Source organism: Micromonospora sp. NPDC049101 (assembly GCF_040648675.1).
GTDB lineage: Bacteria > Actinomycetota > Actinomycetes > Mycobacteriales > Micromonosporaceae > Micromonospora.
In genome coordinates this window covers 91,857-113,131 of sequence record NZ_JBEZED010000026.1, presented here as the reverse complement: position 1 = coordinate 113,131, position 21,275 = coordinate 91,857, and the positions used below count along the sequence as shown (strand labels likewise).

Below are 21,275 nucleotides of genomic sequence, written 5' to 3'. Positions count from 1 at the left end.
GGCCGCTCGCACTGCCGCCCTCGTTCGCGCCTCAAGATCGTGCGGTGCGAACCCCACCAGCCGAAGCGTGGATCTTGACCGGTGGGTGGTCCCTGTGGTCGGGTTTCGTGATGGGGCAGTGGCGGGCACAGTTCGACGCGCAGGTGAGCTTCGCCAACGGCGGCGGGCTACGTACCGAGGAGTTTCGGCTGGACATTCCGGGTCCGGAGATCAGCGACGACGACCTGGCGGTGTTGTTCGTCCGGCACCTCGGGCTGCTGATGGTCGCCGAGGTCCGGATCAGCGCGAAGACGATCATCGAAGAGCCGCACAAGGGTGGTCGGGGCGTCGCCGTCGAGGAAGCCGGCTCCGATCGTCGACTTGTCGAGTTGAGCCACGTGATCAGCGACGGGATGAGCACCCTGCCAGGTTGGCCGGCCCCGCGGATCAGTGACTGGTTGACCTTCGCGGCGTCCCGGGCGAACTACGCGCCGGGCACCGAGTTCCACGTGGCCCGGATCGACATGATCGCCAACACCGGCACGTACCTGGACACCCCCGCCCACCGCTGGGCCGGCGGCGACGACCTGGCCGGGGTGTCCCTGAGCCGCCTCGCCGACCTGCCCGGTGTGGTCGTTCGCGTGCCGGCCGGCACCCGGGCCGTGGACCGGCTGATGTTGGCGCCGTACGAGGTGGCGGGGTGCGCGGTGTTGCTGCACACGGGGTGGGACGTGCACTTCGGCACCGAGCGGTACGGCGCGCCGGAGGCGCCCTACCTGACCGGGGACGCCGCCCAGGCGCTGGCCGACGCTGGCGCCGCCCTGGTCGGCATCGACTCGATCAACATCGACGACATGAGTCCAGCGGCCGGCGGCGTACGCCCCGCGCACAGCACCCTGCTCGCCGCCGGCATCCCGGTCGTGGAGCACCTGACCGGCCTGGACGCGCTGCCGCCGAGCGGATTCCGGTTCACAGCGGCCCCACCGAGGGTGGCCGGCATGGGCACCTTCCCGGTCCGCGCCTTCGCCCTCGTAACCCTCTGAACTCCGCCCCCACCCCCGCGATCTCGCACTTCCTGTCCCGACACAGCTGGCATAGCCAAGAATCCCCGCCACCCTGTTCGGGTGGCGGGGATTCGGCTGCTAGGCGTGGTGCGGTCACACCTCAGGCTGCGGAGGGGTCGTCTCTCGCCAGCCATCGGAAGACGGCTGTCCAGGTGGTTGTGGAGGTTGCCGGGGTGTCCGGGCCCATCCACTCAACCAAGCGGACACAGGCCGATCGAACTCACCGCCCCTGTGCCGGCGGAGCCGGCTTGGTGTCCGTCTCGGACGGCACGACGAGGGGCTCGACCGTGATCACGTCCCTGTCCTCGCGGCCGGACTCGTCCGACTTCTCCGCGTTCTGGCGATGGTGCATCCAACCCGCGGTTGCGAAGCAGGCGGCCAGGGCCAACAGAACGGCCGCCAGTGCGAACAGCGGCTGGCCAAGGACGGTGAGCAACACGGACGCCACGAGGACGGCCGTGATGATGGTCCCGGGCCCCGGCGGCAAGAGCTGCCACCGGGGCATGAGAGGACCAGGACTGCGGAAAGCCACCGTTGGCTCCCCTCTCTCTTCCTGATGTGGTGCGCTGGTCTTGGACTCCACGCGACAGCAGCCTTTCCCGGCCTCCGACGGTTTGCGGTCCGTTGACTGGAAGCCGGAAAGAACAGGCGGCATACGGGTGGTCTCACGGAAGTACTGCTGGAGAGTAAACCGTATGCCGCGACAGTGACAGGAGCGTGACCCCTTGCATCCTGTCCAATTTGAAAGCTTTTGAAGGACTGCGGGTGACGGGCATCACACTAGGAAGCTCCGACGGTCGACCCTCGTCGAACCGTGACCATCACGTTGAGTCGTTCGTTGGTCACTGAGGGATGCGAACCGTGTCATCCGTCAAATGAAAGAAATACAAGGCGCACTCTGGCCTTGTGTTCCAAATCACAGCCCGGCAAAGATGAGTGTCTTTAATTTTTGTCTAACTATGTCGCTTTCCGCGCCTACCGGTGAGTACCGATGACCGCAAGCGGGGTTGCCAACCCTGCGCATTGTCGGCAAGGTGGGGCCCAGCCGAGCCAAAGAACTTAGCGCTACCCCGTTCTCGCCTGACCGTTGGTCTTGGACATACTCACGGGACAGGCGTTACCCCCCGTTTTGCGGCAGGGGGTAGGTAAGGGCGACGCCCCAGAGGTTCACTACTTCAGCGGGCGTCGCCCTTACATTTTGTGCGGCATGGGAGCGCTTCCACCTTCAAAAGACAAGCTCGCGGCACGCGTCGGCAGAGCCTAATTGTCGAATGCGGATTGGTGGGCGGCAATCCAGAATCGCCTCCGCCGGAAAGCGGAAATGCTCTTTTCCACCGCTGGTTACCTTTGGTTCTGGCGGAAGAGCGGGATCTGGTGCCGCAGTGTCCGCGTGCGCGCCGGTTATCGCCCGCCAGAAGCCGCAACGCACTGCGGACGTCAGCGGAGACCGACCGATCCCGCACCCTGTACGCGGGGTTATCGGGTCGTCACAAAATCTCCCGATGGGGAAAGGCTCGCCCTGCGGCGAGGCGGAACGCGGCATGAGTGCTGGTCCCCCCGGGAGCATCGCCGAAGCGGCGGGTCAGGAGCCGGCCTGGAGGTGGCGCAGCACCGCGATGACCCGGCGGTGGTCGCTCTCGGACGGGGGCAGGCCGAGCTTGCCGAAGATGCTGGTGATGTGTTTCTCCACCGCCCCCACACTGAGGAACAGCGCCGCGGCGACCGCCACGTTCGACCGCCCCTGGGCCATCAGGGCCAGGACGGTCCGTTCCCGCTCGGAGAGGCTGGCCAACTCCTCGCCACCGCGGGCCGCACCGAGCAGTTGCGTCACCACCTCCGGGTCGAGCACTGTCGCCCCGGCGGCGACCCGGGTGAGCGCGTCGACGAACTCGCCGACCTCGGCGACCCGGTCCTTGAGCAGGTAACCGACTCCCCCGGCACCGCCGGCGAGCAACTGTGCCGCGTACCGGGTCTCCACGTACTGGGAGAAGAGCAGCACCGGCGTGCCGGGATGGGCCGCGCGGACGGCGAGCGCCGCCCGCAGCCCCTCGTCGGTGTACGTGGGCGGCATCCGGATGTCGATCACCGCGATGTCCGGCCGGTGCTCGTCGACGGCGACCCGTAGCGCCTCCGGATCGGCCACGGCGGCGAGCACCCGGTGCCCCCGGTCGCTGAGCAGGTAGGTGAGCCCGTCGCGCAGGATCCCGGAGTCCTCGGCGAGGACCACTCGCAGCCCGGTCACGGCCGTACCGGGAGGTCCACGGTGACAAGCGTCGGCCCGCCGGGTGGGCTGTCTATCCGCATCGTGCCGTCCACGGTACGGGTTCGGTCGCGCAGGCCGGCCAGCCCGCCGCCGGGCAGGGCGCGGGCCGTCGACCCGATCCGGGCTCCGCCGTCGCCGTCGTCGGAGACCCGCACCCGCAGCAGGCCGCCCTCCTGGCGTACGTCGACTGTCGCCCGCCGGGCGGTGGAGTGTTTGGCGACGTTGGTGAGCAACTCGGCGACGCAGTAGTAGACGATCGTCTCCACGGCCGGCGACGGCCGCTCACGCAACGCGACCCGCAACGCGACGGGTACGGCGCCCCGGGCCGCCAGGGTGGCCAGCGCCGCCTCCAGCCCGTTGTCGAGCATCGGCGGGTGAATGCCCCGGGCCAGGTCCCGCAGGTCGGTGATCGCGGTCTTCGCGTCCCGGTGCGCGGTCTCCACGAGTGCCCTGGCTTCCGGCCCGGCCCCGTCGGCGAGCTTCTCCTTGACCATGCCCAACTTCATCGCCAGGGCGACAAGTTGCGCCTGGGTGCCGTCGTGCAGGTCGCGTTCGATGCGGCGCAGCAGCGCGGCGGCGTCGTCGACGGCCAGGGCGCGGGTCCGTTCGAGGGTGTCGACCCGGTCGTCGAGGCTGCTCGGGCCGAGTAGGCCGCGGATCAGCAGCTCGTCTGAGAACAGCACGCCGCGCAGCAGCCAGGGGCCGGCGAGAAGCATCCCGGCACCGATCCCGGCCAGCAGGAACGATCGGGGCCAGGTGTCGAAGAAGAAGTCCCCGAGTTGCAGGGCGGCGCGGTGCGGCCGGCCCGTGCTGTCGGTGTTGACCGGCTGGATGAACTTCCACCAGAGCGGATGGCTGAGCAGGAACACCGGGTAGCAGAGGAAGACCGCGACCACCGCCGCCGCGAGCACGGTCACCGGCAGCTTGACGATCAGATAGGCCATCGCCCGCCACCCCGTGGCGTCGCCCAGGCCGGTGCGGACGTACCCCACCGGGCCGGGCCGTCGGCGGACCGGGCGTGGCGCGTCGACCCGCAGCCCGAGCGCCGCGCGGGCGAGAGCGCGGTGCAGCCGGCCCCAACCGCGAGCGCCGAGGACGCCGGTGGACAGCAGCGGCAGGCCGAGCAGCGTCAGCGAGAGCATGCCGCCGACCACGACCGTGAGAGCGGCGTACGCGAAGCCGACGACCGCCAGCGGCAGGCCGACCAGCACGTACCCGACCTGATGGCGGAGTTGCCGCAGACGCGTCATCTGATCCTCCCGACCTGCCGGACGACACCACGGCGGGCGAGACCGTGCCGGTCAACACAACGCCGGACGCCAACGCGCCGGCTGATCCCGCGCCGACGCTTACCGGAGTGTCCGCTCAGCATGCCGGGGCACGAGCCGCCCGCCCAGCCGGCCAACCCGTCGTGATCTGTCGGGTTAACCCCACCCGACCGGCGGGAGATCCGCATTCACCCGCGCTCCGCACTTCGGCAGGGTCGACGGGGACAGACGTCGTCACGTCGATGGGAGCAAGATCATGATGCGTCAGCTGTGGGCCGTGGTGGTGTCGGTCGGCTCGTTGGTCGCCACACTCGCCGTCGCGCCCCTGCCGGCTCGTGCCGGCCAACCAGGGGCGGAACGCCGGGCGATGGTCGCCGCGCTCGACCAACTGGTCGCGGACGGCTTTCCCGCCGCGGTGGCGTACGGCCGGGTGGATGGCCGACGGTGGCAGGTGGCGGCGGGGATGGCCGACCGGGCCACCGGGGCGCGGGCCCGGCCGGACGACCGGCCCGGATCGCCAGCAACACCAAGGCGTTCGTGTCGACAGTGCTGCTGCAACTGGTGGGCGAGGGTCGGTTGACCCTCGACGATCCGATCGAGCGGTGGCTGCCCGGGGTCGTCCGGGGTAACGGCAACGACGGTTCGACGATCACCGTCCGGCAGTTGCTCAACCACACGAGCGGCATCTGGGACCCGACCGGCGAACGGAGTTTCTGGGCGCCGTACCTCGACGACCACGACTGGGACCGGGTCATCGCACCCCGCACGGTGATCGCCCTGGCGGTGGCTCACCGACCGGACTTCGCCCCGGGCACCTCGTGGGGCTACTCGAACACGAACTACCTGCTGGCCGGTCTGATCATCGAGGCGGTCACCGGCCGGGACGCGGCGTCCGAGGTGCGGCGGCGGATCATCGGACCGCTGGGTCTGCGGCACACCTCGTTCCCGGTCACCGACCCGGAGATCCACGGTCGGCACCTGCACGGCTACGACCTGGCCGGGCGAGATGTGACCACGTTCAGCCCGTCCTACGACTGGACCGCCGGGGCGATGATCTCGACGGCGGCGGATTTGGCGCGGTTCCATCGGGCGCTGTTCGGCGGGCGACTGCTCGCGCCGGCACAGCAGCGCGCGTTGGAGACGCTGGTGCCCACCGACGACGGGCCGGACGGGTACGGGCTGGGCGTGCAACGGATGACGGTGCCCTGCGCCGCGGGCCCGACGTCGGTGTGGACGACCGACGGTGGCGGGCCGGGCTTCACCAGCATCGCGGCGACCAGCCTGGACAACTCCCGGCAGCTTGTCCTCGCCGGCAACGTCTACGACATCGACGCCGACGTTCGGGGCCTGCCGCCGGTGCCGGCGAGCGCGGGCGCCCTGGCCGCGCTGCGGTCGGTCCTCTGCGCGACCGACTGACACCTGCGGATTCCGGTGCACGCACCTCCCCACCGGGTGCGTGCACCGCACAGGTCCCGTCAGTAACGCACCGAGATCCGGCGGTCGACGGCGTCGACAAGGATCTCGCCGCCGTACGGGATGATCAACTGCGGGTCGGTGTGACCGAGGTCGACGTCGAAGACCACCACCGCCTCCGGGTTGTACGGCGTGAGGCCGCGGATGATCGCCTCCCGCTGGGCCGCGCCCCACGCCGAGCGCTCCGGCACCGACAGCGGTTTGTCGAAGTCCCACGCCTTCGGACGACCGACGACGATCGCCGCGAAGGCGGTCAGCAGGCCCCGCTCCCCCATGTTGCGCACGATCCGGAACACCTCCTGCGCGCTGGGCATCTCCTGCGAGGTCTCGACAACCAGCACGGCCCCGGCCAACTCGTCGCGGGTCGGCACCCGGTCGGTGGCCATCAGCCAGTGCAGGATCTCCAGGCAGCCACCCCAGGTGCGCCCCCGCACCACCCGTTCCGGTCCCTGCCAACGCCAGCCCTCGCCGGGCAGCATCTCCGGCTCGTACGCCAGCGTCTCGGGCTCGGTCCACGGGTTCGGCCGGTCACCCCACGCGGGCGCGGGCGTCAGCGCGTACCAGTCGGTGGTGAACAGCGCGGCGCGCAGCGAGTCGAAGGTCAGCGGGTGCGGCGCGCCCGGGCGGCCGAGGTGCACGAGCACCGATCCGCCGTGGTAGGCGACGATGCCCAGCCGGTAGAGGTGGTTGAGCACGTTGGTGTTGTCGGAGTAGCCGAAGTAGGGCTTCGGGTTGGCCCGCAACACGTCGTCGTCGAGGTACGGGGTGACGGTGATCAGGTCGTTCCCGCCGACCGTGGCGAGCACGGCGGTGACGCTCGGGTCGGCGAAGGCGGCGGTCAGGTCGCGGGCCCGGTCGCGCGGGTCCGCCCCCGTGACCCGGGTGGTCGGATACTCCACCGGCTCCAGTCCCAACTCCTCGCGCAGCCGGCGCAGCCCCAACTCGTACGCGTGGGGGAAAATCGCCGGTAGGCCGGCGGACGGTGAGACGACCGCGACCCGGTCGCCCGGACGCGGCTTGGGCGGGTAGCGCAGCGACACCATGATCAGACGCTAATCGGTCAGCCAAGCGGTTTTCGCCCGGCAGCTGGCAAACCGCCGCTGGTCAGCGCGAGCCTGGTTCGGTGCCGCCGGACCGTCACCGCCAGACCCGGTCGCCCCGCCCGGCCACTGGCCAGCCTCCGGCGGCTCCGGATCAGCCCGAAACGGTGGCTGAGATCACGCCCGAAAACACCGCCCCAGGGGCAGTGGATCACCCGGGGGTCTCCAGACATACGGTGGGCGCGGATACCATCCAGTGAGTCGGACAGCGCTGTCCTTCGCATCCACGTGAGGGAGCGCACCGTGACTGACCAGCACGACCACGACGGCCCCGACGCCGCGCTGCGTGCCGACATCCGCCGACTGGGCACCCTGCTCGGTCAGACCCTGGCCCGCCAGGAGGGTCGCCCCCTGCTCGACCTCGTCGAGGAGATCCGCGCCCAGGTCCGCACCGACGCCCCGGCGGCCGCCCAGCGCCTCGGCGGGCTCGACGTGACCACCGGCACCAAGCTGGCCCGCGCCTTCTCCACCTACTTCCACCTGGCCAACATCACCGAGCAGGTGCACCGCGCCCGGGACCTGCGCCGCCGTCGCGCGGTGCAGGGCGGCTGGTTGGACCAGGCGGCCAAGATGATCGCCGAGCGTGGGGTGCCGGCCGAGGAGATCGCCAACGCGGCACGTCGGCTGGCGGTCCGCCCGGTCTTCACCGCCCACCCGACCGAGGCGGCCCGCCGCTCGATCCTGTCCAAGCTGCGCGCGATCGCCGACGAGTTGGACACCGAGACCGCCAACGCGATCCTCTACGGCGCCAGCGACGAGGGCCCGGCCAACCGCCGCCTGGCCGAGTTGCTGGACCTGATGTGGCAGACCGACGAGCTGCGCCTCGACCGACCGGACCCGACCGACGAGGCCCGCAACGCCATCTACTACCTGCGCGACCTCTACGCCGAGGCCGCCCCGCAGGTGCTCGACGATCTGGCCGACACGCTGCGCACCCTCGGCGTGGAGACCTCGCCGACGGCCCGGCCGCTGAGCTTCGGCACCTGGATCGGCGGCGACCGCGACGGCAACCCGTTCGTCACCCCGGCGGTCACCCGCGAGGTGCTGACCATCCAGTACGAGCACGGCATCGCGGCCACCGAGAAAGCGATGGACCACCTGATCAACGAGGTGTCGGTCTCCCGCCGACTGCGCGGGGTGTCGCTGGACCTCTCCGCCAGCCTCGCCGCCGACCTGGACGCCCTGCCCGAGGTGGCGACGCGGTTCCGGCGGGTCAACGCCGAGGAGCCGTACCGGCTCAAGGCGCGCTGCGTGAAGGCGAAGCTCGCCAACACCCGGCAACGCCTGCGCCAGGGCACCGCGCACGTGCCGGGCCGGGACTACCGGGGCTCCGCCGAGCTGATCGCCGACCTGGACCTGCTGCGCGCCTCGCTGGCCCGCAACTCCGGGCAGCTCACCGCCGTCGGCCGGTTGGCCTCGACCATCCGTACCGTCTCCGCGTTCGGCCTGCACCTGGCCACCATGGACGTACGGGAGCACGCCGAGGCGCACCACGCGGTGCTCGCCCAGCTCTACGAGGCCGTCGGCGAGGTCTCCGACTATCCGGCGCTGACCCGACTGGAACGCACCAAGCTGCTCGCCGACGAGCTGACCGGGCGGCGACCGCTGTCCACCCTCGACACCCCGCTCTCCGAGCCCGCCCGCAAGACGTTCGACGTGTTCAGCACCATCCGGGAGGCCCAGGACCGGTTCGGCACCGAGGTCATCGAGTCGTACATCATCTCGATGACCATGGGTGTCGACGACGTGCTGGCCGCGGTGGTGCTGGCCCGCGAGGCCGGCCTGGTGGACGTGCACAGCGGGCGCGCCCGGGTCGGGTTCGTGCCGCTGCTGGAGACCCCGGCCGAGCTCAACGCCGGCGGCGAACTCCTCGACGACCTGCTGTCGCTGCCCGCGTACCGGGCGCTGGTGCGGGCCCGGGGCGACGTGCAGGAAGTCATGCTCGGCTACTCCGACTCCAACAAGGAAGCCGGGATCACCACCAGCCAGTGGTCGATCCACCGCGCGCAGCGCGCACTGCGCGACGTGGCCGCCCGGCACGGGGTGCACCTGCGGCTGTTCCACGGCCGGGGCGGCACGGTCGGTCGCGGCGGCGGGCCGACGCACGAGGCGATCCTGGCTCAGCCGTACGGCACGCTGGACGGCGCGATCAAGGTGACCGAGCAGGGTGAGGTGATCTCCGACAAGTACACCCTGCCGTCCCTGGCCCGGGAAAATCTGGAGCTCACCCTCGCCGCGGTGCTCCAGGCGACCCTGCTGCACACCGCGCCACGGCAGCCGGCCGAGATGCTGGAACGCTGGGACGCGACGATGGACAAGGTCTCCGAGTCGGCGTTCCGGCGCTACCGGTCGCTCGTCGAGGACCCGGACCTGCCGGCGTACTTCTGGGCGTCCACCCCCACCGAGCTGCTCGGCGCGCTGAACATCGGCTCCCGGCCGGCGAAGCGCCCGAACACCGGCGCGGGGCTGTCCGGTCTGCGGGCCATTCCGTGGGTGTTCGGCTGGACGCAGACCCGGCAGATCGTGCCGGGCTGGTTCGGCGTCGGCTCCGGGCTGGCCGCCGCCCGCGAGGCCGGTCTGGCGGACGTGCTCGCCGAGATGCACCGCAACTGGCACTTCTTCCGCACGTTCCTGTCGAACGTCGAGATGATGGTGACCAAGACCGACCTGAGCATCGCCCGCCGGTACGTCGAGACCCTGGTCCCGAAGAAGCTGCACCCGATCTTCGAACAGATCGAGCAGGAGTACGAGCTGACCAAGCGGGAGGTGCTGGCGGTGACCGCCTCACCCGCCCTGCTGGAAAACTCGCCGGTGCTCCAGCGCACCCTCGCCGTCCGGGACACCTACCTGGAGCCGCTGCACCACCTCCAGGTGGCGCTGCTGCGGCAGTACCGGGAGTCCGGTGCCGCCGGGCGGGCGATCGCCACCGCCCCGGGCGGCCGACGCGCACCGAGCGACGGCACCGCCCTGGAACGCGCGCTGCTCACCACGGTCAACGGCATCGCCGCCGGCATGCGCAACACCGGCTGATCAACAGGTACGAGAACGGGCCCCGGTCGCTGCGACCGGGGCCCGTTTCCGTAGGTGTGCACGACTGTCAGAAGTCGCCGCCGCCGAAGTCCCCACCACCGAAGTCGCCGCCACCGAAGTCCCCACCACCGAAGCCGCCACCACCGAAGTCCCCACCGGCGTAGTCACCGCCGACGTCGCCGCCCTGGTCACCGCCGGCGAAGTCGCCGCCCTGGTCACCGCCGAAGTCCTGGTCGGCGCTGCCCTGGTCGACGCCGTCGCCGAAGCCCTCCTGGTAGCCGGCGTCGTAGCCGTACCCGGGGTCGGCGAAGGCGGGCGAGAACAGCGCGTCGGCGATCAGGATGCCGCCGAGCACACCGGCGCCGGCACCCAGCGCGGTCTTCCACCACGGCGTCGAATACCACCCGGCCGGCACCGGCCGACCCTGGTAACGCCCACCGGGGTAGTAGTAGGGCGTTTCCCGGCCGGGTTGCGGGCCGGCCCGGAAGGTCTGCCCCTGCACGTCGACCTCGCGCTCCTTGGTGAGCTGCCCCACGCCCCGCGCGGCGGCCAGCGTCGGCACCTCCGGACCCGGATCGATGCCCAGCGCGGTACGCGCCGCCCGGATGTACGCCAGCCCCTCCAGCGCGGTCTCCCGCGCCAACCCGAACTGGTGCGGCGTACGCGCCTGCTCCAACTGCGAGCCGGCCGCGTTGTACCGTTCACCGGCATCGGCCAGCGCCTGGCGTACCGCTGGTTCGTCGCCCTGCAGGTTCATCAACTGGCCGCCGAGGCGCTCGTACCACCGCTGCGCCTCCGCGCGGGCGTCGCCGAGCGCGGTGCGCTGCCGGGCGTTGGCCTGGGCGCGGACGAGCGCCGCGGCGCCCAGCCCGCCGACCAGCACGACCGCGAGGCACAACACAAGTTCCATGTCATCGAACGTACCCCCGCCTGTCGCGTCGTATCCGTCTGGCAAGCTCCGGTGATGGACGTCTCGACCCTGCTCCTGGTGATCGTGTGCCTCGGTGCCGGCGGGGCGGTGGGCTGGCTTGCGGCCCGGTCCCGCTCGGCGGCCGACATCGCCCGCCTCGATGCCACCCTGGCCGCCACCCGGGAGGGCGAGGGCCGGCTGGAGCAGTCGATGCGGGCGCTGAGCTACGAGGCCACCGCGCAGTCCCAGGAGGCGGTGGCCCGGGCGGTCGCGCCGCTGCACGACACCCTGCGCCGCTACGAGCTGCGGGTGGCCGAGCTGGAACACGACCGGGTCGACGCGTACGCCGAGCTGCGCGAGCAGGTCCGTTCGATGACCGCCGTCTCCGGTGAGCTGCGCACCGAGACCAAGCAACTGGTGGCGGCGTTGCGCGCGCCGCAGGTGCGGGGCCGCTGGGGCGAGCACCAGCTACGCCGGATCGTCGAGGCGGCTGGCATGTTGGAGCACTGCGACTTCTCCGAGCAGGTCACCGCCGCCACCGACCAGCAGGTCGTCCGACCGGATCTGGTGGTCCGGCTGCACGGCGGCCGATCGGTCGTGGTGGACGCCAAGGCACCGTTCGAGGCGTACCTGACGGCCATGGAGGCCCGCGACGAGCGCGGCCGGGACACCCACCTCGACGCGCACGCCCGGCACCTGCGAGGGCACGTCGACGCGCTGGCCGCCAAGTCCTACTGGTCGGCGTTCGACAACTCACCCGAGTTCGTGGTGCTGTTCATTCCGGCCGACACGTTCCTCGACGTCGCACTCCAACGTGACCCGACGCTGCTGGAGCACGCGTTCACCCGCAACGTGGTGCTGGCCACGCCGGCCACGCTCGTCGCCCTGCTCCGGACCGTCGCGTACTCCTGGCGGCAGGAGGCGCTGGCCCGCAACGCGCTCGCGGTGCACACCCTCGCGCGGGAGCTGTACGGTCGGCTCTCCACGCTTGGCGACCACGTGGGCAAGCTCGGGTCGTCGCTGGCCGGGGCGGTGACCGCGTACAACCGGGCGGTCGGGTCGTTGGAGGCCCGGGTGCTGGTCAGCGCCCGCAAGCTCGCCGAGTTGGGCGTCTCGGACGACGAGTTGGCCACGCCCGCGCAGGTCGAGTTGACGCCCCGGCAGCCGCAGGCACCCGAGCTGGCCGATCCGGCCGACGACGAGGTCACGACCCGCTAGCGCCTGGCGCGGCTGTTCAGGACCGGTTGGCGTTCGACACGACGAACGGGGTGCCCTGCTGGCAGGTGGTCATCATGCCGGGCTCGGCCCGGCCGCTGACCTCCACCCGCGCACCCGGGGTCAGCACGTCTCGCGGCCCCCCGAGGAGCAGGTAGCCGTCGAGCAGGACGCAGCCGGGCTCCACCCCGCCCTGAACCACCCCGGACAGGGTGGTGGCCCGGACTCCCGGGGGCGTGCTCGGGCCGCCCGGCTTCGGGCGTGACGGCATCCCGGTCGGTGCGGGGTCGACGACCGATGGCGTGCCGGTCGGCGCGGGGTCGACGTTCGACGGCGTGCCGGTCGGGTCGGGCGTGGGCTGGCTGGTCACCGTGCCGGTCGGCGTCGGCGGGGGGTTGCCGCCTCCGGCGTCCTGGCTGCCGCAGGCACTCAGCGCCACGCAGACGGTCAGCGCGGAGACGACGAGCCGAAAGGTCCTCATGCCGAATCTGACGTACGCCGGGCCGGGTTCGTTCCCGTGTTCAGCCGCGCGCCGCCGCGGCCTTCATGTCCCGCTTCAGCTCCTGCGGAAGTGAGAACGTGAGCCGCTCGTTGGCGGTGGTGATCTCCTCGACGTCGGCGAAGCCCCGCGCGGCGAGGTAGGCCAGCACCTCCTGGACCAGGTCGTCCGGGACGCTCGCGCCGGAGGTCAGGCCGACCGTGTTGGCCCCCTCCAGCCAGGCGTCGTCGATCTCGTGGGCGAAGTCGACCAGGTGGCCGGCGCGGGCGCCCGCGTCCAGGGCGACCTCGACCAGGCGGACCGAGTTGGAGGAGTTCGTCGAGCCGACCACGATCACCACGTCGCAGTCGGCGGCGATCTCCTTGACCACGTGCTGCCGGTTGGACGTGGCGTAGCAGATGTCGTCGCTGGGCGGGGACTGCAGCAGCGGCAGCCGCTGCTTGAGCCGGGCCACCGTCTCCAGCGTCTCGTCGACCGAGAGTGTGGTCTGGGAGAGCCAGACGACCTTCTCCGGATCGCGGACGGTGATCTTGTCGGCGCCGTCCGGGCCGTCGACAAGTTGGATGTGCGCGGGGGCCTCGCCGGCGGTGCCGATGACCTCCTCGTGCCCCTCGTGACCGATGAGCAGGATGTCGTAGTCCTCGGCGGCGAACCGCTTCGCCTCGTGGTGCACCTTGGTGACCAGCGGGCAGGTCGCGTCGATCGCCTTCAGCGAGCGCGCCTTGGCCTGCTCGTAGACCTCGGGAGCGACGCCGTGCGCGGAGAAGATGACGGTGGACCCCTCCGGCACCTCCTCGTTCTCCTCCACGAAGATCGCGCCCTGCGCCTCCAGGGTCTGCACGACGTGCTTGTTGTGCACGATCTGCTTGCGCACGTAGATCGGGGCACCGTAGAGCTTCAGTGCCTCCTCGACGGTCTGCACCGCGCGGTCGACGCCGGCGCAGTAGCCGCGGGGCTTCGCCAGGAGCACGCGCTTGCCGGTCCGGGGAGTCGCCTGAGCCTCAGTCACCCCCCCATCGTACGTGCCGGCCCCCTCCAGGCCTGTTGATCATGAGGTTATTGCTGCGACACGCCGACACCAGGGGCAATAACCTCATGATCAACGGGGCAGGCCACGGGGGCAGGCCGTGGGGTCCGTAGGGTGGGCGGGTGACTGAGGGGGCGCGGAGCAGTGCGGAGGAACCTTGGCCGGTGCGGGTGGTCAGCCAGAAGGTGGGGGCGTGGATCGCCAAGCTCGGCTGGGTGTGGGTGGACGGGCAGGTGGCGCAGATCAGCCGCCGTCCCGGGGCCAGCACCGTCTTCCTCACCCTGCGTGACCCGTCGGCCGACCTGAGCCTGACCGTCACCACCAACCGGGACGTGCTGGACGCCGGGGCACCGGAGCTGCGCGAGGGTGCCCGGGTGGTGCTGCACGCCAAGCCGGAGTTCTACGCCGCCCGGGGCACGCTCAGCCTGCGCGCCGACGAGATCCGTCAGGTGGGGCTCGGGGAGCTGCTGGCCCGGCTGGAGAAGCTCAAGAAGCTGCTCGCCGCCGAAGGGCTCTTCGACCGCGCCCGCAAGCGCCGACTGCCGTTCCTGCCCGGCCGGATCGGGCTCATCACCGGCCGCGCGTCGGCGGCGGAGCGGGACGTGCTGACCAACGCCCGGCGACGCTGGCCGGCGGTGGAGTTCCGCACGGTCAACGTGGCCGTGCAGGGCCCGTCCGCGGTGCCGCAGATCATCGACGCGCTCAAGGTCCTGGACGCCGACCCGAGCATCGACGTGATCATCATCGCTCGGGGCGGTGGCGGCATCGAGGACCTGCTGCCCTTCTCCGACGAGGCGCTCTGCCGCGCGGTGTTCGGTTGCCGTACCCCGGTGGTCAGCGCGATCGGCCACGAGACGGACGCACCGCTGATCGACTACGTCGCCGACGTCCGCGCCTCCACCCCGACCGACGCGGCCAAGCGGGTCGTCCCCGACCTCACCGAGGAGGTACGCCTCATCGGTCAGGCCCGGCACCGCCTGGAACGGGCGGTGCGCAACCTGGTCGACCGGGAGACGCACCGGCTCGACGGGTTGCGTTCCCGGCCGGTGCTGGCCCGACCGCAGGTGATGGTGGAGCATCGCGCGACCGACCTGACCGCGTTACGCCAACGGGCCGGCCGCTGCCTGGCGCACCGGCTCGGCGCCGCCGGCGACGACCTGCGCCACACCCTCGCCCGGCTGCGTGCGCTCTCCCCCGCCGCCACCCTCGACCGGGGGTACGCGATCGTGCAGCGCGCCGACGGCCACGTCGTCCGCGCGGCGTCCGACGTCGGCAAGGGCGACCCGTTGCGGGTACGACTGGCCGACGGCGAACTGTCCGCCACGGTCGACGGCGCAGTGGCGACGCGGTGACCCGGCGGGCGGTGTGCTGAGATGGGTGCGATGAGCGACGACACGAAGGCCGGGCCGGACGAACGGCTCAGTTACGAGCAGGCCCGCGCCGAGCTGGCCTCGGTGGTCGAGCGGCTGGAGGCCGGCGGCACGTCCCTGGAGGAGTCGCTGGCGCTCTGGGAGCGCGGTGAGGCGCTGGCGGTGATCTGTCAACGCTGGCTGGACGGCGCGCGGGCACGGATCGACGCCGCCCGGCAGGAGCCCGCTTCCTGACCGACCGCCGGTGGGGCGGCCGGAGCCGCCCCACGCGCGTACGTCAGTTGAACAGGCTGTACAGCTCGGCTGGCGCTTCCACGACCTGGTCCGCCGGCGGCTTCTGGGCGGCGGTGGCGGCACCGTAGTCGGAGTACGTCATCTTGATCTCCTGGGCGGCGGTCTGCCCGGCGGCCGGCAACTGCAGCACCAGCTCACTGAGGCGGTTCTGCGGGTCCACCTTCGCGGTGAAGGGAACGGTCTTCGCCTGGGTGCCCAGCGCGGCGATCGTGGCGGCGTTCAACGAGCCCGCCTCGGCGGCCTTGGTGACGTCGATGGTGCCCGCGTACGCGCCGGTGCCGGTGCTGCGGACCTCGGTGATGCTCTGGGTCAGCACCGCGCTGCCGGCCGGGTCGACCTTGTCGAAGTCGAAGCCGAGGTTGCGGTTGCCCTTGATCCGGGCCTGGTCCAGGTGCTGGTACTTACCGAGGTTGAGCTGCTTGATGGCGGGCAGGCTGTCGGCGGTGGGGCCGGTCAGTTCCAGCTTCACCCAGCTGTCCGGCTTGTAGTGGATCACGTCGAGCTTCATGGCCAGGTCGGACGAGGGGCCGCCGATGGCGAACTTCATCGCCGCGCTCTGGCTCGGCTGGTGCACCTGGCCCTCGGCCGTCGAGCCGGCGCCAGCGAGAGTGAATCGGAAGTTGCCGCTGCTGATCTCCTTGGTGGAGTCGAGCAGGGCCTGCTTGGCGTCGCCCGCCGCCGGAGCGCCGGACGCGCTCGCCGTGCCAGACGCGGTCACCGTCGGGGTGGCGGTCGATCCGGCGGTGCCGGTCCCACCGTTGCCGCAGGCGGCCAGTGCGGGCGTGATCAGGGCAGCGGCTACCAGGCCGGCACCGAGTCGTCGGACAGTCATACGTGTCTCCCAAGAGGGTCACCCGACGGCCTGGACGGCGCCGGAAACCGGGCGACGCGGCAGCACCGTCGGCCGCGCCGCGCGATCCGGGCCGAGCAGCGCGCCCGGATCACTCCCTCTCTGTTCCCTGTTGACGGGTCGGACAATCACCCTTCTGTCCGGTTGCCCTCTCCGACCACCACCGAGCCCGGTCAGCGCAGCGAGCCGGCCAGCTCGCGTAGTTCGTTGTCCCGGGCGTCGCCGACGACGATCACCGTGCGGGTCGGCTCCAGGAGGACCAGCGCCTGCTGGTTGCCCCGGGCCGTGTAGAGCTGCCAGGTCCGCCCGGCCAGCTCGGTCGGGCCCCGGGGCTGACCCTGGTCGGTCAGCTCGGCGGGGAGCAGCCGCTCCGCCGGCACACTGCTCTGTAGGAGCTGGATGCCCCGCCCCTCCGGTGTGAGATAGCCGATACGCAGGTTCGCGCCGCCGTCGACAGTCTGGTAGCGGGCGTTGACCGTCGACCATTCGGAGCTGAGCCCCTCCGGCTGGCTCACCGGAAACACGTTCGCCGACCGGGCCTGCTCGATGGCCGGGGCCGGATCGACTGTCGTGGCCTGGTCACCACCGAGGAAGCCCCGGTAGAACGCCAGCAGCAGCGCGATCGGGACGAGCAGCACCAGCAACGAGATCGCCATGTCCTTCGGCGACCGTTCGGATTTGGCGGGCTTTACTCCCGGTGGCGGCGTCGGCTCATCGCCGGCGGGGTCACCACCGGGGCCGACGGGGACGTCGGCCGGCGGCTGACCGTCGGGCGGCGTGCGGTCGGCGGGTACGCGGTCGGCTGGCTGTGCGGGCTCCACCCCTCCATCTTCGCAGCCGCCCGACCGGCGGTATCCAGGCCATCACCGCCCCGCGCCAACCCCGGGTCGGCCATCGTGTGAGGATCAGCGACAGAGCCGGCAGTGGGGACCGCCCCGCCGCCGGTCGTCCCCGCACCGTCGCGAGGAGGAGCAGCCGTCATGACCAACACCAGGACGCGGATCCCACAGGATCTCGACCGAAACCTCGCCCTCGACCTGGTCCGGGTCACCGAGGCCGCCGCGATGGCCGCCGGCCGGTGGGTGGGCCGGGGCGACAAGGAGGGCGGCGACGGGGCCGCCGTCGACGCCATGCGCAAGCTGATCAACTCGATCCAGATGCGCGGCGTGGTGGTGATCGGCGAGGGCGAGAAGGACAACGCCCCGATGCTCTTCAACGGCGAACACGTCGGCGACGGCACCGGCCCGGAGGTGGACGTCGCCGTCGACCCGGTCGACGGCACCACCCTCATGAGCAAGGGCATGCCGAACGCCGTCGCCGTGCTCGCCGTCTCCGAGCGGGGTGCGATGTTCGACCCCAGCGCCGTCTTCTACATGGAGAAGCTCGCCGTCGGTCCCGCGTACGCCGATGTGATCGACATCAACGCCGGGGTGGCCGAAAATCTGCGCCGGATCGCGAAGGTCAAGGGCTCCGACGTGTCCGAGGTGACGGTCTGCGTGCTGGACCGCAGCCGCCACGACGACCTGGTCACCCAGATCCGCCGGACCGGGGCGGGCATCCGGTTCATCTCCGACGGCGACATCGCGGGGACCATCGCGGCCGCCCGGGGCGAGTCCGAGGTCGACGTGCTGATGGGCATCGGCGGCACCCCGGAGGGCATCATCTCCGCCTGCGCCCTGAAGTGCATGGGCGGTGCGATGCAGGCCAAGCTCTGGCCGCGCGACGAGCAGGAGCGGGAGAAGGCGCTCGCCGCCGGGCACGACCTGGACCGGGTGCTGGCCACCGACGACCTGGTCACCGGTGACAACTGCTTCTTCGTGGCGACCGGGGTCACCTCCGGAGATCTGCTGCGCGGGGTGCGGTACCGGGCCGGCGGCGCGTACACCCAGTCGATCGTGATGCGGTCGAAGAGCGGCACGATCCGGGTGATCGACTCGTACCACCGGCTGGAGAAGTTGGCGCTCTACTCCGCTGTCGACTTCGACGGTCGGCCGCTGGCCGAGCAGGAGTGACCGCCACCGGCGCCGCGACACCGCAGGCTCTCTCCGCGACCCGCCGGATCACCGGCGTCGCGCTGGCGTCGGTCTCCGGGGTGGCGGTGGCGGTGCAGTCGAGGATCAACGGCGAGTTGGGGGTACGCCTGGCCGACGGGTTCGCCGCCGCGGTGGTCTCGTTCAGCGTCGGCCTGCTGGTGCTGCTGGTGTTGGTGCCCGCCACCCCCGGCGGGCGACGTGGCCTGGCCGCGACGCGGCGTGCCCTGGCAACGGGAACGCTGCGGCCGTGGCAGTGCCTCGGCGGGATGTGCGGGGCTTTCCTCGTGGCCACCCAGGGGCTCACCATCGGCACGCTCGGCGTGGCGGTCTTCACCGTGGCGGTGGTGGCCGGCCAGACCGGCAGCAGCCTCGCCGTGGACCGGGCCGGGATCGGGCCGACCGGCCGGCAGCCGGTCACCCGGCAGCGACTCGCCGGCGCGGTGCTCACCGTGCTCGCGGTCGGCCTGGCCGTGGCCGACCGGCTCGGCGATCCGGGCACGCTGGCGCTTGCCCTGCTGCCCCTGCTCGCCGGCCTGGGCATCGCCTGGCAGCAGGCCGTCAACGGGCGGGTCCGGGCGGCGGCCGACAGCGCGTTGACCGCCACCCTCGTCAACTTCGCCGTCGGGACGGTCACCCTGCTCGTCGCGTTCGCCGTCGACACCGCCGTACGCGGCTGGCCGACCGGCGACCTGCCGAGCGAGCCGTGGCTCTACCTGGGCGGCCCGATCGGCATCGTGTTCATCGCGATCGCCGCCGCGATCGTGCGGTTCACCGGTGTGCTGCTGCTCGGTCTGGCCACCATCGCCGGCCAGATCGTGGGGGCGGTCCTGCTGGACCTGGTGCTGCCCACCGCGGCCTCCCACCCCGGTGTGAACACCCTGCTCGGGGCAGCACTGACCATGGTGGCGGTGCTGATCGCCGCGCTGGCGCCACCGGCCCCCCGTGCCGACCAACCCGCGCGCTGAACACCCCACGCACCAATCAACCCCGCGCGTCGACCGACCGGCGCGCTGAGCGCACCACGCACCGATTGACCCCGCGCTGGCGGCTCCGCGCCTGACGCTCAGCCCGGCGGCAGCTGCGACGGGCACGGCGGCCGGAGCTGCGCTGGTCCGGGCGGCGGGAGCTGCGACGGCGCGGGCGGGTCAGGCACCGCCGGCGGGCGCGACGGGTAGAGCGCATTCGGGTAGGGCGGGTCAGGCACCGGCGGCGGGCCCGGAGGGTAGGGCCCGTGCGGATAGGGCCGCCCGTGCGGATAGGGCCCGTGCGGCGGGTAGGGCGGACGCGGCGGGTGCCGGCGCTCGTACGCGCGGGCCGGGTCGACCAGCCCGGCGATCCGGATGGCCAACAGCACGCCCGGCACCGTGCCCAACAGGGCGAGCGCCACCGCGAACCGGGTCTGTGGTGGGGTGCCGTGCAGCCAACCGACGAGCGGCAGCCCGGCCAGGACGACGGTGAGCACGAGCCCGGTCAGCGCCCCTGCGATCCACCGGCCCGTTGACCCCTGGTAGGAGGCTCGGACGACCAGGCTCACCGCCGTCAGGAGACACGCTGGCAGAACGACGAGCAGCAGGGCGTTGGACGTCGACCAGTCGTCGCTGCGCTCCCAGGCCAGGGCCAGCACGATGCCGGCGGACAGCAGCACCCCGCTGCCGGCGACTCCCCACCAGCGTGGGCCTTTGCCGCGCCGGATCGCCAGGTGGGCGGCGAGCACGGTGACCGCGACGGCGAGGGTCAGCGAGAGGGCGAAGGCGAGAAAGACGTCGGTGTCGCGGTCGCCGGGTCCACCGGGACCCAGTGCGGGTGGACCGTCCGAGGTGTCCTGCTCACTCGGGAAGCCGGCACGTCGCCAGCCGCCGTCCGACCCTCGGCGCAGGAGGCCGTCGCGGCCGTTGGCGACCAGCACCTCGTGGCCGCCGTCGGCGACGGGATAGACGATCAGATCACGGGAGGCGAAGTGCCGGCGGATGTCGCCCGGGTTGTCGAATCGACGGGCGAACGCCTCGCGGCGTGCGTCCGACACCTCCCAGGCCACCCGCCACGTCACACCGGCGTCGTCGCTCTGCTCCACGCGCAGGTGACCGCGGACCGCCCGGTAGCACCGCTGCGGCTCGGCCGGCACACACGCCTGCCGCTGCCCGACGTCGGGACCGGACAACCGCTGTTCCTCGGCGGCGTCGGCGGGTCGCCAGTTGGTCCCCCGGTCCGTACTGACCGACCACCGGCCCTCGGCTGGCTGGGTCGGCCAGGATCGGTCGTCGTAGCCCGAGCCGATCGAGACCGCCGGCTGTCCGTCGAGCAGGGCGGTGCCCACGGCGTAGGGGTAGTGCACCACGCTTGTCGCGGCCACCGCCAACACCGCCGGCGGCAGCACCACCAGCAGCCGGACCAGCCGGGCGGTCCGCTGGCGCACCGGCCGGCGACGCGTTCGCGTCCAACTCCACCAGGCCAGGCCGAGCGCCGGCAGGGTCAGCAGGTCGGTCCGGTCGGCCCGGACCAGGGACGGCCCGGCCAGTACGGTCCAGGCCGACGAGGCCGCCTCGGCGGCGTACCCGCTGGATTTGACGAGCGCGAAGCCGGCGCCCACCGCGACCAGGCCGGCCAGCGCGGCGGCCCGGGCCGGCAACCGCGGCACCAGGAGGGTCAGCAGCACCGCGACAAGTGGCGGGGCGAGCACCAGACCGGCGACGTCGCTCAGCTTGCCGGTCAGCAGGCCGGGAAAGGCCGCCTTCAGGACGTGGTCGTTGACCAGGAGCAGCACCAGGGCGAGCAGGGTGCTGGGGTGGCAGAGCCAGGGCAGGGTCGTCGGTGCGCCGTCCTGCCGTGCCGCGGGACCCGTCATCCACCCAGGGTCCGGTCGACCCGTCTCGATCCGGACACGGATCGGTTCGGGTCCGATA

19 protein-coding genes are annotated in these 21,275 nt (G+C 71.8%); 9 read left to right on the top strand and 10 right to left on the bottom strand.

Annotated features, from left to right (window positions below; genetic code table 11):
- The first annotated feature begins 44 nt into the window (after nt 1-44).
- Nucleotides 45-1,022 (top strand): cyclase family protein, encoded by a 978-nt coding sequence (locus AB0B57_RS28925; protein ID WP_357076579.1) that lies wholly within the window; start codon nt 45-47, stop codon nt 1,020-1,022.
- Between the two features lie 241 nt (nt 1,023-1,263).
- On the opposite strand, the gene AB0B57_RS28920 is transcribed toward AB0B57_RS28925, so the two are convergent.
- The 3 genes from AB0B57_RS28920 to AB0B57_RS28910 form a co-directional block, all read right to left on the bottom strand.
- Entirely contained in the window at nt 1,264-1,482 is a 219-nt protein-coding gene (locus AB0B57_RS28920) for a hypothetical protein (protein ID WP_357076576.1), read from the bottom strand.
- Between the two features lie 1,143 nt (nt 1,483-2,625).
- Nucleotides 2,626-3,276, bottom strand: coding sequence for a response regulator transcription factor (locus AB0B57_RS28915; protein WP_357076607.1), 651 nt, complete (start codon nt 3,274-3,276; stop codon nt 2,626-2,628).
- A gap of 5 nt (nt 3,277-3,281) precedes the next feature.
- Entirely contained in the window at nt 3,282-4,556 is a 1,275-nt protein-coding gene (locus AB0B57_RS28910; RefSeq protein WP_357076574.1) for a sensor domain-containing protein, read from the bottom strand.
- Between the two features lie 274 nt (nt 4,557-4,830).
- On the opposite strand from AB0B57_RS28910, the gene AB0B57_RS28905 reads away from it, so the two are divergent.
- Together AB0B57_RS28905 and AB0B57_RS28900 are read left to right on the top strand one after the other, a co-directional pair.
- Entirely contained in the window at nt 4,831-5,154 is a 324-nt protein-coding gene (locus AB0B57_RS28905) for a hypothetical protein (protein WP_357076571.1), read from the top strand.
- Nucleotides 5,112-5,990, top strand: a complete 879-nt coding sequence (locus AB0B57_RS28900; RefSeq protein ID WP_357076568.1) for a serine hydrolase domain-containing protein — start codon at nt 5,112-5,114, stop codon at nt 5,988-5,990. Before AB0B57_RS28905 ends, AB0B57_RS28900 begins: the two co-directional genes overlap by 43 nt.
- Before the next feature lie 59 nt (nt 5,991-6,049).
- Here the strand turns inward: AB0B57_RS28900 and AB0B57_RS28895 are convergent, their stop codons facing one another.
- Complete coding sequence (locus AB0B57_RS28895) at nt 6,050-7,090, bottom strand: S66 peptidase family protein (protein ID WP_357076565.1); 1,041 nt, start codon at nt 7,088-7,090, stop codon at nt 6,050-6,052.
- A gap of 300 nt (nt 7,091-7,390) precedes the next feature.
- Between AB0B57_RS28895 and ppc the strand changes: the two genes are divergently transcribed.
- Nucleotides 7,391-10,177, top strand: coding sequence for a phosphoenolpyruvate carboxylase (gene ppc, locus AB0B57_RS28890; RefSeq protein WP_357076562.1), 2,787 nt, complete (start codon nt 7,391-7,393; stop codon nt 10,175-10,177).
- Between the two features lie 67 nt (nt 10,178-10,244).
- Here the strand turns inward: ppc and AB0B57_RS28885 are convergent, their stop codons facing one another.
- Nucleotides 10,245-11,087, bottom strand: a complete 843-nt coding sequence (locus AB0B57_RS28885) for a hypothetical protein (RefSeq protein WP_357076559.1) — start codon at nt 11,085-11,087, stop codon at nt 10,245-10,247.
- A gap of 54 nt (nt 11,088-11,141) precedes the next feature.
- Between AB0B57_RS28885 and AB0B57_RS28880 the strand changes: the two genes are divergently transcribed.
- On the top strand, nt 11,142-12,305 hold the full coding sequence (locus AB0B57_RS28880; protein WP_357076556.1) for a DNA recombination protein RmuC: 1,164 nt from the start codon (nt 11,142-11,144) through the stop codon (nt 12,303-12,305).
- 16 nt (nt 12,306-12,321) lie between these two features.
- Here AB0B57_RS28880 and AB0B57_RS28875 read toward each other — a convergent pair whose 3' ends face one another.
- Nucleotides 12,322-12,783 (bottom strand): hypothetical protein, encoded by a 462-nt coding sequence (locus AB0B57_RS28875; RefSeq protein WP_357076552.1) that lies wholly within the window; start codon nt 12,781-12,783, stop codon nt 12,322-12,324.
- A gap of 40 nt (nt 12,784-12,823) precedes the next feature.
- On the bottom strand, nt 12,824-13,810 hold the full coding sequence (locus tag AB0B57_RS28870; protein WP_357076549.1) for a 4-hydroxy-3-methylbut-2-enyl diphosphate reductase: 987 nt from the start codon (nt 13,808-13,810) through the stop codon (nt 12,824-12,826).
- A 140-nt stretch (nt 13,811-13,950) separates the two neighbouring features.
- On the opposite strand from AB0B57_RS28870, the gene xseA reads away from it, so the two are divergent.
- The gene (gene xseA, locus AB0B57_RS28865; protein ID WP_357076546.1) at nt 13,951-15,180 is read left to right on the top strand and encodes an exodeoxyribonuclease VII large subunit; all 1,230 of its coding nucleotides are present in this window, start codon (nt 13,951-13,953) and stop codon (nt 15,178-15,180) included.
- Between the two features lie 30 nt (nt 15,181-15,210).
- On the top strand, nt 15,211-15,432 hold the full coding sequence (locus AB0B57_RS28860; protein WP_141907898.1) for an exodeoxyribonuclease VII small subunit: 222 nt from the start codon (nt 15,211-15,213) through the stop codon (nt 15,430-15,432).
- 43 nt (nt 15,433-15,475) lie between these two features.
- Here the strand turns inward: AB0B57_RS28860 and AB0B57_RS28855 are convergent, their stop codons facing one another.
- Both AB0B57_RS28855 and AB0B57_RS28850 read right to left on the bottom strand, forming a co-directional pair.
- Entirely contained in the window at nt 15,476-16,324 is an 849-nt protein-coding gene (locus AB0B57_RS28855) for a hypothetical protein (RefSeq protein WP_357076543.1), read from the bottom strand.
- A 191-nt stretch (nt 16,325-16,515) separates the two neighbouring features.
- Nucleotides 16,516-17,163 carry a DUF4245 domain-containing protein gene (locus tag AB0B57_RS28850; RefSeq protein ID WP_357076540.1) on the bottom strand — a complete coding sequence of 216 codons (648 nt, stop codon included), beginning with the start codon at nt 17,161-17,163 and terminating at the stop codon, nt 16,516-16,518.
- Between the two features lie 159 nt (nt 17,164-17,322).
- Here AB0B57_RS28850 and glpX point away from each other — a divergent pair, with 159 nt between their 5' ends.
- Both glpX and AB0B57_RS28840 read left to right on the top strand, forming a co-directional pair.
- Nucleotides 17,323-18,354 (top strand): class II fructose-bisphosphatase, encoded by a 1,032-nt coding sequence (gene glpX / locus AB0B57_RS28845; RefSeq protein ID WP_357076538.1) that lies wholly within the window; start codon nt 17,323-17,325, stop codon nt 18,352-18,354.
- Entirely contained in the window at nt 18,351-19,340 is a 990-nt protein-coding gene (locus AB0B57_RS28840; protein ID WP_357076535.1) for a DMT family transporter, read from the top strand. The genes glpX and AB0B57_RS28840 overlap by 4 nt, the downstream gene beginning before the upstream one ends.
- A gap of 98 nt (nt 19,341-19,438) precedes the next feature.
- Here the strand turns inward: AB0B57_RS28840 and AB0B57_RS28835 are convergent, their stop codons facing one another.
- Nucleotides 19,439-21,217: a DMT family transporter gene (locus AB0B57_RS28835; protein WP_357076531.1), complete on the bottom strand. Its 1,779-nt coding sequence runs from the start codon at nt 21,215-21,217 to the stop codon at nt 19,439-19,441.
- Between the last annotated feature and the right edge of the window lie 58 nt (nt 21,218-21,275).